The following is a 15,298-nucleotide window of genomic DNA, read 5'->3' as shown; positions in this document are numbered from 1 at the left end:
ACTGGTGATGAGCGGATAATGCTGGACGAATAACGATGAGATTGACGATGAACGAGGATTCATTTTCGGGAAAATATTAAATAGACCAGGGCTGTCCTGCAGGCAATCAGGATGGGCTACTGGTCTATTTGTATGGGCGGCGGGCTGCACCCTCAGCTTCTGCTGCGCATCCGGCTATAGTAACTGAAGCTGCGCAGTCCCGAGAAAATATTGAACAGGCCCAGCAGCAGAAAAGCAGCCTCAATGACCACGTTAAGCGTCGAGCCGCGGAAGATGAACATCGACATTAATGAAAGCGTGACCAGCATTCCGCCCAGCAGCATATTCATGATCGAGCGTCTGGTGCCTTGGATAAGCGGGTCAGCGGTTCTGCGGGAAGAGATGCTGTACGCGGCGGCGCATACCATGAAGATAACCAGCAGGGCAAACAGCAGATACTTAATGAACATAATCATGAACGGCAGCTCCTTTGTGGAAGACCGGGCAGTCAGCGTAGCCTCAGCCGGGCACTCTGTATCCTGTGATTGTGATTTGTCCACTATTGTATCATGTTTTGCGGCTCAGCTGCGCTTATACGGACTGATTTCCACCCAGATTTGCAGCACGCCCTCCATCACCAGCATGGTACGGATTTTGACGGTGTATTCCTTCTCGCGGGCCAGATAGATTTTGCTGTCCAGCAGCAGGCGCGCCAGCTTGCCGTCGGAATCGATATCGAACATGCTGCGCCCGCGCAACGGCTCCAGATCACCCGCCAGCTTACTGAGGACCTCCTTGGTTGTTACCGGGTCCAGCGCCGCGGCACTATCCTTGATCTTACTGTCCTCGCTGCGCACCTTAATCTCCCGGATCACGGTGGAGGTATTATTGTACTTTTTGAGCGTGAGAATGTCATTCCGGTACTGTTCAATTTCCAGCCGCAGATCCTGATTGTTGAGCCAGAGTATGTTATAGCCCATGTTATAAATCGCGTTGTACAGGGCGGCTCCTACTATCATCCCCAGCACAAACACAGCAGCAATCTGCGAGAAACGGCGGTAGCGGTCAAACGGCGGAAGTCGCATGTATCTTGTCACCCCTTCGCTTCTACTTGCCGCATACCCACTTGACCAGCTCGCTGCCCATATGAGCGCCCAGGAAGGCGAACACCAGATAGAGAATCTGCTTGATAGCCGGAGAGAGATTGCCTCCCAGCATATTGCTTTCAATGACCCGCATCGGGTCGATGGTCCCGCCTACAGCGGCAGCCAGTGCCCATATCTTAATCCGGTCTGCGATTTCCAGCATGGTATCGGTTGGCGGTTGAAGAGAGACGACGGCGCCGATTCCGCCCAGCATCGCTCCACCCAGCACTATGCCGAACGCGATGAAGAAATCGAGGACGGCCTTGCTTAAGAAAATATCCATAAAAAGCTCCTTCCTTAGATCAGGCGGCGGCCTTCCTTTGCCTGTCCATATGCTCTTAATCCATTCTATGGGCGGGTCCCCCTCTAATATGATAAAATAGTTTCATCTTATGTTTTGATTTGGAGCTGAAGGGAAGTGGGGAATATGAGCCCATTCGTGCATTTGCATGTGCACAGCGAATACAGTTTACTGGACGGGGCGGCGCGCATTACAGATCTCGTGCGCCGGGCCGGCGAATACGGCATGACATCGCTGGCGCTGACAGATCATGGTGTGATGTACGGGGCCATCCCTTTCTATAAAGCCTGCCGGGCGCAGGGAATCAAGCCGATTATCGGCTGTGAGGCTTATTTGACCGCAGGCTCGCGCCGTGAGCGCGGGAGCCGCAAGGATCAGCCGATCTATCACCTGATTCTGCTCGCGAAGAATATGACCGGTTACCGGAATCTGATGAAGCTGATCTCCATCGGCCATCTGGAGGGCCAGCATTACAAGCCGCGTATCGATATGGAGGCGCTGGCAGCACATGCCGAGGGCATTATCTGCCTAAGTGCCTGTCTGGGCGGTGAAGTACCGCAGCATCTGCTGCATGGCCGGGAGGAGGAGGCGCGTAAGGCGGCGCTTCGGTATAAGGAGATTTTTGGAGGCGACTTCTATCTGGAGCTTCAGGATCACGGGATTGCCGAGCAGAAGCGGGTGAATCCGCAGCTGATAGCACTTGCTGAAGAGCTCGGCATTCCGCTGGTAGTGACCAATGATGTCCACTATATGGACAAGGAGGATGCCGAGGTCCAGGATGTGCTGATCTGCATCGGCACAGGCAAATCCGTGGACGATGAGGACCGGCTGAAGATCGGGACAGACCAGTTGTTCTTCAAAAGCGGGGAGCAGATGGCTGCACTGTTTCCGCATGTGCCGCAGGCGATAGAGAATACGCAGCGGATCGCTGAAGCGTGCAATCTGGAGCTGACGTTCGGCAATCATATTCTCCCCGAATTCTCGCCTCTGCCTGAAGGGCTGGATGCCGCTGCTTACCTTCGCGAGCTGTGCCGCAGCGGGCTGGAGCAGCGCTATGCGGATACTCCGCTCTGGGAATCGCCGGAGCAGAAGGAGACAGCTGAGAAGCGGCTCGACTACGAGCTGGGAGTCATTGAAAACATGGGGTTCAGCGATTACTTCCTGATCGTGTGGGATTTTATCGCTTTTTGTCACCGCAGCGGTATTGTTACCGGTCCGGGCCGTGGTTCCTCCGCAGGAAGTCTCACCGCGTACACGCTGAAGATTACCGATGTGGACCCGCTGAAATATAATCTGCTGTTCGAGCGGTTCCTGAACCCTGAGCGGATCACGATGCCCGATATTGATATCGACTTCAGCGACGAACGCCGCGATGAGGTCATTGCCTATGTGGTGGACAAGTACGGCAAGGAGCATGTGGCGCAGATCATCACCTTCGGTACGATGGCGGCCAGGGCTGCTGTCCGTGATGTGGGCCGGGCGCTGAATCTGCCGTATAACGAGGTGGACAAGGCGGCGAAGCTGATTCCGGGCCAGCTCGGCATCAATATTACCCGTGCGCTGGAGAGCTCGCCTGAGCTGAAGGCGCTCTATGAGACGAATCCGAAGACCAGAGGACTGCTGGATATGGCGATGAAGGTGGAGGGCATGCCGCGCCATGCTTCGACGCATGCGGCTGGCGTGGTCATCTCCAAGGGTCCGCTGACCGATGCTGTTCCGCTCCAGGCGGGCAATGAGAGCACGGCGCTGACCCAGTACTCCATGGAGCATCTGGAGAGCGTTGGGCTGCTCAAGATGGACTTCCTCGGCCTGCGGACCTTGTCGATTATTGAACGCTGCATGAAATGGGTGAAGGAGATGACCGGGAGCGTGCCGGATTTCCGCATCATTCCGGATCACGATCCGCTCACCTATGAGATGCTGGGAGCAGGCGAGACCACCGGCGTATTCCAGCTGGAATCTGCAGGCGTACGGCGGGTGCTGAAGGACCTCAAGCCGAGCGGATTTGAGGATATCGTCTCGGTGGTGGCGTTGTACCGGCCGGGTCCGATGGAATTCATCCCGAAATTCATCGGAGGCAAGCATGGGGAGTTCGAGGTCGTCTATCCGCATGCGGATTTGCAGCCGATTCTGGCCGATACGTACGGCATTATCGTCTACCAGGAGCAGATCATGCAGATTGCCTCGCTGATGGCCGGCTTCTCGCTTGGCGAAGCGGACCTGCTCCGCCGTGCGGTGTCCAAGAAAAAGCGGGAGACGCTGGATCAGGAGCGCAGCCACTTCGTGGAGGGCAGTCTGAAACAGGGCTACAGCGAAGCGGATGCCCATGCGGTCTATGATATGATCGTGCGGTTCGCCAACTACGGTTTCCCGCGCGCGCATGCGGCCGCTTACGGGGTGCTGGCCTTCCAGACTGCTTATCTTAAGGCGCATTATCCGGTGCAGTTCATGGCCGCTATGCTGACTGCTGTGATGGGGAGCCACCGCAAGGTGGCGGAATATGTCCTGGAATGCCGCCGGTCCGGGATTGGCGTACTGCCGCCGGATGTCAACGAGAGCGGGGTGCTGTTCACTCCGGTGCCCGTCGAAGGCCGCGGGAATATCCGCTTCGGGCTGGCTGCGGTGAAGAATGTCGGCACGCAGGCCGTAGAGAACATTATGGCAGTCCGTAAGGAGCGCCCGTTCGACAGCCTGCTCGATTTCTGCCGCCGGGTCGATCTGCGGGTCTGTAACAAGCGCGTGATTGAATCGCTGCTGCAGACTGGAGCCTTCGATACGCTGCCCGGACACCGGGCGCAGCTGCTGGCGATGCTCGATGAGACGGTGGACGCGGCGGCCAAATGGCGCAAGGAGCGCGATGAGCTGCAGATCCAGCTGTTCGATGACCTGATCGAGACACCGAACTGGGAGATCCGCTACCCGGATATTCCGAGGTTCAGCGGAACCCAGCAGCTGGAGCTGGAGCGGGAGCTGCTCGGGCTCTATCTCTCCGGCCATCCGCTGGATGATCATGCGGGGCTGCTGGAGGAGCCGGGAATGCAGAAGCTGATGGATCTTGGCGAAGCAGCGGATGAGAGTATGACCGTGACGGCCGGTATGGTCGTGTCGCTGAAGGAGATCACGACCAAAGCCGGTAAGGCGATGGCTTTTGTGGAGTGGGAAGACCAGATCGAGCGCTGCGAGGTCGTACTCTTCCCTGAGGTGTGGAAACGCAGCCGCGCCCTGATTGAGAAGGGCGCATTGCTGGCCCTGCGCGCCAAGGTGCAGCAGGAGGACGAGGGCTTCAAGCTGCTGGCCGAGGAGGTAGCTCCGCTCACCTCGGACAGCGTGCGCGGCCTGCTGCAGCGCCGCAGCGCCGGGTCCCGGCCCGCCTACGGCGCGGGCCGCAGTGCCCCCGCAGGAGCGCCTGCGGCCGCTCCTGCAGCCCGCACGGGCGCCGGTGGCTCCGGCGCCCGGCCCGGCGGTGCAGCTGGCGCTGCCGCTGCACCGGGCACGCGCACACCGGCGGCACATCCGCCCGGTGCGCGCGCTTCCGCGGCCTCTGCGCAGGCCGCGCCTGGGGCCCCGGCCGCGTCAGACGCGCGGCCGGGCAGCCCTGCCCCGCTGCGCACGGGGCAGGACCCCGCCGCTGGGCGCTTCGCAGGCTCAGCGCCCAGCGCCCAGCGTGTCTTCATTAAGATCACGCCGGGCGCTGAGCTGAAGGGTCTGCTGCCGCGCCTCCAGGCGCTGCTGCAGACCCATCCGGGACCCGCAGCGACGCTGCTGTTCTACGAGCGCAACCAGAAGGTGCTTGCGCTGAGCGACAGCTACCGGATCGAGCCCTCGGAGGAGCTCTTCGCAGCCATTGAAGAGATGCTGGGTGCCGGAACCGTCCGTCTGAAATAAGAGCAGCCAAGCTATCCTAGTACAGCGTCAGAATTAAATTTATGGATGGATCAGTAAAGCGATACCACCTACTATATGTGTTCGGTTTATCGCATACATTGGGCATGATTACCTTCACGCCATCGCAAATCAGACGATTTAGTTGTACCGAATGCACTTGAGCATACCCGCTACACTATAATCGCGCCATAGATACACTGATCTTTTTAGCACATTTGTCCCCTCTTCCGCATACATTAGGGAACCAATAGAGTGAACTTATGAATCTGTCAGGCTTCACTCTCAAGTTCAGCTAAATCATAGCGGGGCATTGCCCTGTGCGGAAGGGGAATGACATCATGTCCTATCAAATGGCGGAAGAGCTGCTGGAACGCCGGGGAGTATCACTGGACTCGATCGCGGAGATCGTTTATATCCTGCAATCGGTCTATTATCCTAGCTTAACACAGGAGGAGTGCCTGAGCAGCGTCAAGTCGGTCCTGAACAAAAGAGAGGTCCAGTATACGCTCATGACCGGGATTGCTCTGGATGAGTTAGCCGAGAAGAAGCTGCTGCCCCAGCCGTTTCAGGCGGTAATGGAAGCGGATGAATCGCTCTACGGGGCGGACGAGACGCTGGCGCTTGGCATCACGAGCGTGTATGGAATGATCGGGCTGACCAGCTTCGGCTACCTGGATAAAATAAAGCTTGGAATTATCGGCAAATTGAATGATGATAAGGGGAGCATTCATGTATTTCTGGATGATCTTGTGGCCGGAATTGCGGCTGCAGCTTCAGCCCGGATCGCCCACGGGCATGAGGGTGCGAAGGTATATCCCCATGTAACCGGGACCGAATAACGGCTGCTCCTGATGCGCTGTATGCGGCCTCCCGGTCCTGAGTCCTTCCTGCCGGGCTTGCTTGCGGGAAAAAAGAAAACTGTGTTATCATAATTTCATTATATTCAGGATACGGCTGGATTCGAGATTAGGGAGGCCTTGCAGGGCATGTGGACGGTAATCTATATAGCGCCGACCGCCAAAGTGGCGGAGATGATCCAGAGGAAGCTTACGGAAGAAGGATTTCTGATTAAATGCCGTCCCATCAATATGTCCAAGCAGCAGTTTGAGATTCTGGTTCCTTCGGGAGAGCTTGAAGAAGTGCAGGAGGTCCTTAATCTGATTCTGCATCCCTGAAGAGTATGGCGTAGAGATTCAAGAGCATTCATGACAGCGGCAAGCTGCTATTTACGCAAATAAACGGCTGAAGAGGTGCGACCCTTGTTCAAAGATTTATTTCAGAAAAAACGGAAGTACGCGACTATTCCTTCAGAGCGTCTGGAGCGAAGCGGCGGACCGGCAGAAGGCGAGCGCCCTAAGCGGGAGATTCCCGAAGGCCTTATGAGCAAGTGTGCCAAATGCGGAACGATCCAGTACAGCAAGGAACTGGAGAAGAATTTGAAAGTATGCCCGTCCTGCGGCTATCATATGCGCCTGAATGCGACCGAACGGATTGCGATGATCCTGGATCCGGAAGGGTTTATTGAGTTCGACAGCGAGATGGCGTCCATTGATCCGCTGAAGTTCCCCGGCTATGCCTCCAAGCTGGAACAGCAGCAGTCCAAAACCGGACAGGTTGAAGCTGTAATCACCGGGCAGGGCAGTATCGGCGGACATCCGGTGATTGTAGCCGTGATGAACTTTGAGTTCTTCACCGGCAGCATGGGATCTGTGGTGGGCGAGAAAATTACAAGAGCGGTGGAAGAAGCGACAGAGCGGGCACTGCCGATGCTGATCTTCTCCACTTCCGGCGGGGCCAGAATGCAGGAGAGCATTCTCAGTCTCATGCAGATGGCGAAGACAAGCGCCGCACTGGCCCGGTTCAGTGAAGCGGGCGGCCTGTACATTTCCGTCATTACTGATCCGACCACCGGCGGGGTATCGGCGAGCTTTGCCAGCCTGGGCGACATTATTATTGCCGAGCCCGGAGCGGTATTCGGCTTTGCCGGACGGATTGTCATCGAGCAGACGATCCGCCAGAAGCTGCCGGAGGATTTCCAGACGGCAGAGTTCAATCTGCAGCACGGACAGCTGGATCTGGTCGTGCACCGTAAGGAAATGCGCTCCACACTCACGAAGCTGCTGGAACTGCATGATGTGAAAGGGGGATTTTAGGTTGGCAGGAGAGTTGCCTTTTGAAATGCCTCTGGTAGAAATGCGCAAAAAAATCGCCGAACTCAAGCAGTTCGGTGAAGAGAAGGGCATTGATTTCAGCGATGAGGTAGCCCGGCTTGAGGAGCGCTACAGCGGGCTGGAGAATGAGATCTATTCCAATATATCCCCGGCCCAGAAGATGCATCTGGCCCGGCATCACGTACGCCCGACCTCGCTGGATCTGATCGGGCTTATCTTCACGGACTTTATCGAGCTGCATGGTGACCGCCTGTACGGTGACGATCTTGCGGTAGTCGGCGGAATCGCCAAGCTGAACGGCCGGCCTGTGACCGTTATCGGGCAGCAGCGCGGCAAGGATACGAAGGAGAATATTCTGCGCTTCTTCGGCAGCGCCCATCCGGAGGGCTTCCGCAAGTCACTGAGGCTGATGAAGCAGGCGGAGAAGTTCGGCCGTCCGATCATCACCTTTGTCGATACCAAGGGGGCTTACCCTGGCAATACCGCAGAGGAACGCGGACAATCGGAAGCGATTGCCCGTAATTTGTTCGAGATGTCCCAGCTGGCCGTGCCGGTCATCTGCGTGATTATCGGCGAGGGCGGCAGCGGCGGAGCTTTAGCGATGGCCGTGGGCAACCGCGTGCTGATGCTGGAGAATGCGATCTATTCGGCGATCTCCCCTAACGGAGCCGCGTCGATTCTGTGGAAGGATGCCACCAAGGCGGAGCAGGCCGCGGAGGCCATGAAGATTACGGCCACCGATCTGCTGGAGATGGAAGTCATCGAGGAGATTATTGCAGAGCCCAGAGGCGGTGCGCACCGGGATTACGAAGCTACAGCAGAGGCGGTTAAGGACACGGTCTGGCGTCACCTGCAGGAGCTGTCCGGCATGGATGCTGCTGCGCTGAAGGAAGACCGTTACCTGAAATTCCGCAAAATCGGCGAGTTTTCCGAGTCGGTGCTGGAGCAGGATTCCGATCAGGATGAAGCGCAGATTATGGAGTAAGCGTAAGCTTTTCTCTAGGGAATGAGCGGCATGGCCGGTACCGCCGGGTTTGCACTTTTTAACATATTCCAGCTTATTCCAGCCCGCGGATGGGACAAGACCTATTATACAATTAATCCCATTTTAATCATCCTGTGCTTGCTGCGGGATGATTTTTCTTTTATCGGCCATCCTATATTATTCGACTTTAATTTACAGCAAAAACAGGCACTAACATTGATTTTGTGTTCAACATGCAGTAATATTCATAAGGGCGCAATAAAACGTGCATGTCTTTACATGTGATAAAGTTCCTATACAGAGAGCAAGCCTTATAGTAGATTTTGTAGTTGGAAAAAGCGAGACAGAGAGAACGAAAAAACGGAGGAAAACCTAATGCGGAAAAGTAAAATTGTATGTACGATCGGACCTGCAAGTGAATCGTTGGAGAATATCAAAAAATTGATTTTGGCTGGTATGAATGTGGCCCGTCTGAACTTCTCCCACGGCGATTTTGATGAGCACGGAGCCCGGATCAACACGATCCGTCAAGCATCCAAGGAACTTGGCAAGACTGTTGCCATCCTGCTCGACACCAAAGGACCGGAGATTCGTACTGGCAAGCTGGAAGTAGAACCGATTGAACTGGTTCAGGATGAGTATCTGACATTGACTACGGAAGAGATCCTTGGCGACCATAACCGTATCTCCATCACTTACAACAACCTGCCTAACGATGTTCAAGTAGGATCAACGATCCTGATCGACGACGGCCTGATCGGCCTAACAGTTGTCGACATTCAAGGCACTGAAATCAAGACCCGTATTGTTAACGGCGGTACGATCAAGAGCAAGAAGGGTGTTAACGTACCAGGAGTATCCATCTCCCTGCCGGGTATTACGGAAAAAGATACCAATGATATCATTTTTGGGATCGGACAGGACATTGATTTTATTGCCGCTTCTTTCGTACGCAAAGCCAGCGACGTTCTGGAAATCCGTGAACTGCTTGCGAAGCATGATGCTTCCCACATCCAGATCATCTCCAAGATCGAGAACCAGGAAGGTGTCGATAACCTGGATGAGATCCTGGCAGTATCCGACGGCCTGATGGTTGCCCGTGGCGACCTTGGTGTAGAAATCCCTGCTGAAGATGTACCTTTGGCTCAGAAGCTGATGATTCAGAAGTGTAACATCGCCGGCAAACCGGTAATCACAGCTACCCAAATGCTGGATTCCATGCAGCGTAACCCGCGCCCAACCCGCGCTGAAGCAAGTGATGTAGCGAACGCAATCTTCGACGGAACAGATGCAATCATGCTGTCCGGTGAGACTGCTGCCGGGAAATATCCGGTAGAATCCGTACTGACTATGTCCCGTATTGCTGAGAAAGCAGAATCTGCTCTGAACCACCGTGAGATCTTCATGAAGCAGCAGATTGCTCAAGAAACTACTGTAACTGAAGCGATCAGCCAATCCGTAGCGATCTCCGCTCTGGATCTGAATGCTAAAGCGATCATTTCTTCGACTGTAACTGGCCACACTGCACGCGTGGTTTCCAAATATCGTCCTAAATCACAGATCATTGCTGTTACTACCCAAGAAAGAACAATGCGTCAACTGGCGCTGGTATGGGGCGTAACTCCTGTATTCGGTCCTGAAGCTCATTCTACTGACGAACTGCTGGAAACAGCTCTTAACGGCGGTAAGGCTTCCGGTCTGGTTAAAGCCGGCGATCTTGTAGTCATCACTGCAGGTATCCCGCTTGGACGTTCCGGTTCCACTAACCTGGTGAAGGTAGATACGATTCCAGCCGACTAGGATTTGGAAGAGCTTCTGCAGCACGAATAAGATATAATGATAAGAGCAGTGGCGCTTGATTGCCGCTGCTCTTTTTTTGATAAGTGGACTCTCCCGGAATATTAAGATACAGGTTGATATCAGGGATGCAAATGGATATATTGGACCTGAGTGTTTGGAGCAGAACAGTATGTCAGGGAGTCGTATAAATAGGGTTCATGGAATACACGGCAGGGGGACTTTTACGATAGATCCGTCTGACCGAAAAGGCGCTTCCGCAAGAGCGCGGGAGAGTAGGCACGGCCAGCAGCCTCTTATTCTGGATCATAACGCCGCCGTCTGTGACCTTCAGTCTGGGGCTGCGTCCATTGACCTGGCAACAGGTGAAGCAGACTGTGGATAACTTGGACAGCGGAGCGATATCGAATCCCACTTGGGGTGCTTCGACAATCCATTCGGCAGAGCTTTGCGGTCCGTTATAGCGTTGTACCGTGCGGAAAACCCAGCATTTGCTGAGATTGCGCAGGGTGATGCACCATTTGCCGGGACTCAGCTTGACGATGGAAGCGCGCATATGGTTGCCGGGGGAGACGGGAAGAGGAATGACGGTCTCGGAGGCGGGGAGAATCTCCCACCAGGCATAATACCGGACTTTGCCGTTCACCGACTCATGGCCGGTGCCGGTCTGGATCAGGCTGCTGTTCTTGAAGCCGTCGATGCCGATCCAGGCCGAGGAGAACGTAGGTTTTACCGTAGGCTTTACATAAGGGACGATCCAGTCGGCAGATATCTGCCGGTAGCTGCCTTTTTTGCCGGAAATGGCATAACCGCTCCAGTTGCTTGATGTCCAGCCGAAGCCGGAACTGGCGGCTCTGCCCGTATTGAGTTTATCCTTCAGACAGGGTTTGCTCCGTGTTAATCTATTGACTTGGCCCACTTGTCCACCGCCTCATAATAGGTTGTGCTCTATTTAATGCAGCAGGCGGCTATGAAGGTTGGGTATTCTGTTAAAAAGAATGAGAGAGGACTTGTAATCCCCATGGAAAAAATAACAAAGCTGCGCGGGTTCTATCTGTTTCTGGGACTGGCCGGGGGTTCCTTCGGCTCCTACCTCTCGCTGCTGCTGAAATCAAACGGACTTGAAGTCAGCCAGATCGGCTTGCTGATGGCTATAGGTACGCTGATCGCCATCTGTGTCCAGCCCTTATGGGGAATGGTCTCCGACCGGTATAACCAGGCGCGGCTGGTGCTGATTCTGAGTGTGGCGGTTCCGGCGGTGCTTGCGGTCCTGTACCGTTCGGAATATTTTATCGTGCTGATGCTGGTGTATACCGTGTCCACGATCTTCTCCTCTACACAGGCGCCTATAGCCGACTCGTACGCCATAGCGGCTGCGAACAGGGCCGGAGCCACTTACGGCAGCATCCGCATGATGATGAGCATAGGCGCCGCCGTAGGGGCCATTGCGGGGGGGCAGTATGTATCCAAGTTCTCTGTATCGACCATCTGGCTGCCGTTTCTGCTGCTGAATAGCGTCGCTGTAGTGATTGCCTTCACTCTTCCCAAGCAGGCGGAGGAGAATCATATGATGAGCCAGTCTTTCTCCCAGGGGATCAAAAAACTGCTCGGCAACCGCATCTTCCTGGCCTTCTTAGGCGGAAGCTTTCTGGTCAACCAGACCATGACGGCCTTCGGGACCTTTTTTGTCATTGCCTTCCAGTCGGTGGGCGGATCGACCGGCACTGCCGGAATCGCCTTGTTCCTGGCGTCGATTACCAATGTGCCTTCTATGTTCTTCGCCTCCAAGGTCATCCGCAGGCTCGGCATGGAGCGGACGCTGCTGCTTGGTGCGCTAATCTATGTGCTGCGCTGGGGCATCCAGGTCGCCTTCCCGTACCCTTCTGTCATGATCGGCGTACAGGTGCTTCACGGCCTCTCGTTCGGGTTCTTTTATATCGCGGCGGTTGAATATGTATCGAAGATTACCTCAGCGGAGATGCAGGCGACCGGGCAAAGTGTGTTTAACATCGTATTCTCCGGGTTAGCCGGGATTCTGGGCAATCTGCTGAACGGGATGCTGCTGAACCAGGGCGGGGTCGGGCTAATGAACCTCTCCTGCATGATTAGTGCGGCTGCGGGCGCGGCCCTGCTGGTCTATGTCGCCCGAAGCTCACGCCGCAAGCTGCCGCTGAAGTCTGCATCCGGCGGGGTCGGTGCTTAGCGGGCTGCCGGCTGCCGGATAGGCTGTATTATAGAAAGGAGCATGAATATGAATCCGCATCAACCGGGATGGGCCAGCCGCTGGCACAGTACCTCCATCCGTGTACGTTATCAGGAGACCGACCAGATGGGCGTGGTCTATCATGCCAACTATTTAATCTGGTTTGAGTGCGGCCGTACGGAGATGTTCCGTGAGCTGGGCTTTGACTACCGGATGCTGGAGGGGCTCGGTCTGCTGTTGCCGGTAACCTCTGCAGATTTGCAATTTAAAAGCCCCGCGCGATATGATAATCTTATTACCGTGTATGCGCGGTTAACCACCTTCTCGGCTCTGAGGGTTGTGTATGAATATGAAATCCGCCGGATGGCGGCGGGTCAGGAAGGGCAGGAGCGGACCGCAGGCGAGCTTCTGGTCAGCGGCTCGACGAGCCACGTATGGCTGAACGGGGAGTGGAGGCCGGTGCGGATCGACAGGGCACAGCCTGAGCTGTTCCAGGCCATCCTGGCTGCGCTGAAGGAAGAAGAATAGCGTTAATGTAAGGAAGAAGGAGGAGCAGTATGATCAGGAACAAATGGCTGTGGGCCGCCCTATTTGCAGTCCCGGCCGTGGAATTATTCGGTTTCATCTATGTCTCAAGTTTTCTTGGAGCGCCCAAGACGCTGCTGATCATGCTGGCTACTTCAGTCATCGGCTTGCTAATGATGCGGTTCGAAGGTAAGAAGGTGCTGCAGGACAGCAGAACACATATGCAGGAGGGACGGGTGCCCGGACGGACGATGCTGGACGGCTTATGTATTTTCTTCGGCGGTCTGCTGCTGATTCTGCCGGGATTTGTCACGGATCTGATCGGCTTTACTCTGGTATTTCCGCTGACCCGGCCGCTCTACCGGGTTTTTCTGCTGAAATGGATCGAGAAGAAGATGAAAAACGGCACGTTCACCTTCTACCGCAGGTAGGCGGGGAGAGAGATAGAGCAGGCCGGCGGTTGCTGGCGGGTAATAAGGAGTTGCAAGGATCGCTTAGGAGTACAATGGAGTAATCAGGCTTGCCAAAAGGTGTTCAGTTGCAGGTGCTGCGGCTGGATGCCTTTTTGGGTAGATCAGAATTTGTATGTTCCGGGGTTCCCGCAAAATACCTGAGTGTACATCGAAACTGACTCCCCATCTTGTGGGGTTATTTGGCGTCAGTGGGAGGGAGGGCGGAGGGGGCAGCTCAGCCAGAGATAGTTGGAAATTATACACTTGCTGATGTGCGAATGAGGTATCCTCAGGTATTAGTTGGAAAAACAGCACTTGTTAGGCTGAGATTCTCTTCAATAGGCGGAATTCGTAGAATTAAGTGACGTTTTTCCAATTGTTACTCCAAAAAGCTCTGAAAGCTTCAACGTAAGATACGTTTATCCAACTAGTTTCGGGGAAGGCACTGGGGATTAGCCACTTGGAGAGGGAAGGCACTGGCAATTAGTAACGGAGGGGGAGTGGGCAAAGTTTGTTTGGAGCGGCCCCCCCTAATGCAGCCTGCCGCTGAGGATATAGGTGCGCAGGGCGCGGAATACGCCGGCGCGGGCGAACGCGTCGAGAATAACGAGCAGCACCGGGCCGAGGATCAGGCCGAGCATGCCCATTAGCTGAAGGCCGGCGAACATGCCTATCAGCATAGCGAGCGGATCGACGCCGATGCTGCTGGCGAGCACCTTGGGCTCCAGCACCTGGCGGGTGATCAGGATGACGCCGTAGAGCACCAGCAGCCCGATGGCCAGCGCCATGTTCCCGGTCATATACGAATACAAGGCCCAGGGCAGAATGACGATACCGACGCCCAGGTAAGGAATCAGATCGACGATGCCGATGGTCAGGCCGATGGCGAAGGCTGATTTGACCCCCAGCAGCAGCAGGCCAATGATCACAATTACCGCCGTTACAGAGATCAGCACCAGCTGGGCGCGGATGTAGCCGAACAGTGCCTTGCGCAAGTCCTTCCAGATCTCCGACACCGGTCTTAGCAGCTGGGCTGGGAGCAAGGCAGTCAGCTTGGCATTATGCCGTTCCCAGCCGGTGCTGAGGAAGAAGGCGGCCAATACGATAACAATCAGGATGGTGCCGAGGCTAGGCAGCGAGGAGATCAGCTTCAGGATGATATTGAAGAATCCGGTAATCATCTGCGTCACGGCTTGGCCGACAGTTTCAGTGGTCCGGTTGATATTGCTGTCAATGGTGGCATGATAACCCGGGTTGTCGTGGTAAAACTGGTTGATTTGGTTAATAATATTCTGAATGCTGGCATTACGGCTCAGGGACAGCAGCAGCTCCCGCCACTGATCAGTATGAAGATCGAAGGTCTGGAGCAGCCCGATCAGCTCTTTGACCAGCCGCGTGATGAGAGCGGTCAAGACAAGTGCGATGCCTCCGATGTAGAACAGCAGCGAGAGGGATACGGCGAGCCAGCCGGGGAGCTTCATCCCCTTCAGGATCAGGACGAGCGGATGCATAAGATAAGCCAGCAGCCAGGCGATCAGCAGGGGGTAGAGGAGCGGCAGCAGTACATATACAGCCAGCAGAATCAGGGCGGCAGCAAGCACGACCCAGAGGCCGCGCAGCATTCTTTTAAGCACAAGTGTATCGATCTTCGGTCCCTCCTACTCTGGCGGATTCCAGAAATAACGGCTCGTCTTATATATATTCATAGGGGGTGTGAAAAGACTAACAGCGCCAGAAAAGCGCAGACGGCGGGTATATCCATAACCTGGAAGTGTGTTCATGAAACAGATTTTGCGTTCGTTTTTTTCTATCCCTCCGATAAAATCATTTGATGTCCTGTAAAGCTTCCACGTTG

At 55.2% G+C, this 15,298-nt stretch carries 14 protein-coding genes; 9 read left to right on the top strand and 5 right to left on the bottom strand.

Annotation, left to right across the window (positions count from 1 at the left end; translation table 11 throughout):
* Positions 1-152 precede the first annotated feature (152 nt).
* The 3 genes from MKX42_RS23990 to MKX42_RS23980 all read right to left on the bottom strand — a co-directional run bounded on the left by MKX42_RS23990 (position 153) and on the right by MKX42_RS23980 (position 1,407).
* Positions 153-455, bottom strand: coding sequence for a YtpI family protein (locus tag MKX42_RS23990; RefSeq protein WP_340755143.1), 303 nt, complete (start codon positions 453-455; stop codon positions 153-155).
* Between the two features lie 105 nt (positions 456-560).
* On the bottom strand, positions 561-1,064 hold the full coding sequence (locus MKX42_RS23985; protein WP_340755141.1) for a hypothetical protein: 504 nt from the start codon (positions 1,062-1,064) through the stop codon (positions 561-563).
* Between the two features lie 22 nt (positions 1,065-1,086).
* Positions 1,087-1,407 (bottom strand): YtrH family sporulation protein, encoded by a 321-nt coding sequence (locus MKX42_RS23980; RefSeq protein ID WP_209993411.1) that lies wholly within the window; start codon positions 1,405-1,407, stop codon positions 1,087-1,089.
* 144 nt (positions 1,408-1,551) lie between these two features.
* Between MKX42_RS23980 and MKX42_RS23975 the strand changes: the two genes are divergently transcribed.
* The 6 genes from MKX42_RS23975 (at position 1,552) to pyk (ending at position 10,266) form a co-directional block, all read left to right on the top strand.
* The gene (locus MKX42_RS23975; protein ID WP_340755139.1) at positions 1,552-5,310 is read left to right on the top strand and encodes a DNA polymerase III subunit alpha; all 3,759 of its coding nucleotides are present in this window, start codon (positions 1,552-1,554) and stop codon (positions 5,308-5,310) included.
* Between the two features lie 338 nt (positions 5,311-5,648).
* Positions 5,649-6,149 (top strand): phosphatidylglycerophosphatase A family protein, encoded by a 501-nt coding sequence (locus MKX42_RS23970; RefSeq protein WP_036700686.1) that lies wholly within the window; start codon positions 5,649-5,651, stop codon positions 6,147-6,149.
* Positions 6,150-6,296: 147 nt separating this feature from the next.
* The gene (locus tag MKX42_RS23965; RefSeq protein WP_036700684.1) at positions 6,297-6,485 is read left to right on the top strand and encodes a hypothetical protein; all 189 of its coding nucleotides are present in this window, start codon (positions 6,297-6,299) and stop codon (positions 6,483-6,485) included.
* A gap of 84 nt (positions 6,486-6,569) precedes the next feature.
* Positions 6,570-7,463, top strand: coding sequence for an acetyl-CoA carboxylase, carboxyltransferase subunit beta (gene accD / locus MKX42_RS23960; RefSeq protein WP_340755138.1), 894 nt, complete (start codon positions 6,570-6,572; stop codon positions 7,461-7,463).
* 1 nt (position 7,464) lies between these two features.
* Positions 7,465-8,466, top strand: a complete 1,002-nt coding sequence (locus tag MKX42_RS23955; RefSeq protein WP_340755136.1) for an acetyl-CoA carboxylase carboxyltransferase subunit alpha — start codon at positions 7,465-7,467, stop codon at positions 8,464-8,466.
* A 375-nt stretch (positions 8,467-8,841) separates the two neighbouring features.
* Entirely contained in the window at positions 8,842-10,266 is a 1,425-nt protein-coding gene (pyk, locus tag MKX42_RS23950; RefSeq protein ID WP_036725599.1) for a pyruvate kinase, read from the top strand.
* A gap of 172 nt (positions 10,267-10,438) precedes the next feature.
* Here the strand turns inward: pyk and MKX42_RS23945 are convergent, their stop codons facing one another.
* Positions 10,439-11,182 carry a G1 family glutamic endopeptidase gene (locus tag MKX42_RS23945; protein ID WP_340755135.1) on the bottom strand — a complete coding sequence of 248 codons (744 nt, stop codon included), beginning with the start codon at positions 11,180-11,182 and terminating at the stop codon, positions 10,439-10,441.
* 102 nt (positions 11,183-11,284) lie between these two features.
* On the opposite strand from MKX42_RS23945, the gene MKX42_RS23940 reads away from it, so the two are divergent.
* The 3 genes from MKX42_RS23940 to MKX42_RS23930 are packed head-to-tail and all read left to right on the top strand — an operon-like array spanning position 11,285 to position 13,422.
* Entirely contained in the window at positions 11,285-12,466 is a 1,182-nt protein-coding gene (locus MKX42_RS23940) for an MFS transporter (protein WP_340755133.1), read from the top strand.
* Between the two features lie 48 nt (positions 12,467-12,514).
* Positions 12,515-12,994, top strand: a complete 480-nt coding sequence (locus MKX42_RS23935) for an acyl-CoA thioesterase (protein ID WP_340755132.1) — start codon at positions 12,515-12,517, stop codon at positions 12,992-12,994.
* A 29-nt stretch (positions 12,995-13,023) separates the two neighbouring features.
* The gene (locus MKX42_RS23930) at positions 13,024-13,422 is read left to right on the top strand and encodes an FxsA family protein (RefSeq protein WP_036695825.1); all 399 of its coding nucleotides are present in this window, start codon (positions 13,024-13,026) and stop codon (positions 13,420-13,422) included.
* A 551-nt stretch (positions 13,423-13,973) separates the two neighbouring features.
* Here the strand turns inward: MKX42_RS23930 and ytvI are convergent.
* A complete protein-coding gene (gene ytvI, locus MKX42_RS23925) occupies positions 13,974-15,089 on the bottom strand; it encodes a sporulation integral membrane protein YtvI (protein WP_340757789.1) in 1,116 nt (371 codons plus the stop codon).
* Between the last annotated feature and the right edge of the window lie 209 nt (positions 15,090-15,298).

Source organism: Paenibacillus sp. FSL R7-0204 (assembly GCF_038002225.1).
Classification (GTDB): domain Bacteria; phylum Bacillota; class Bacilli; order Paenibacillales; family Paenibacillaceae; genus Paenibacillus_AQ.
The sequence above is the reverse complement of the archived record's forward strand: the minus strand, read 5'-3'. Positions and strand labels throughout refer to the sequence as shown.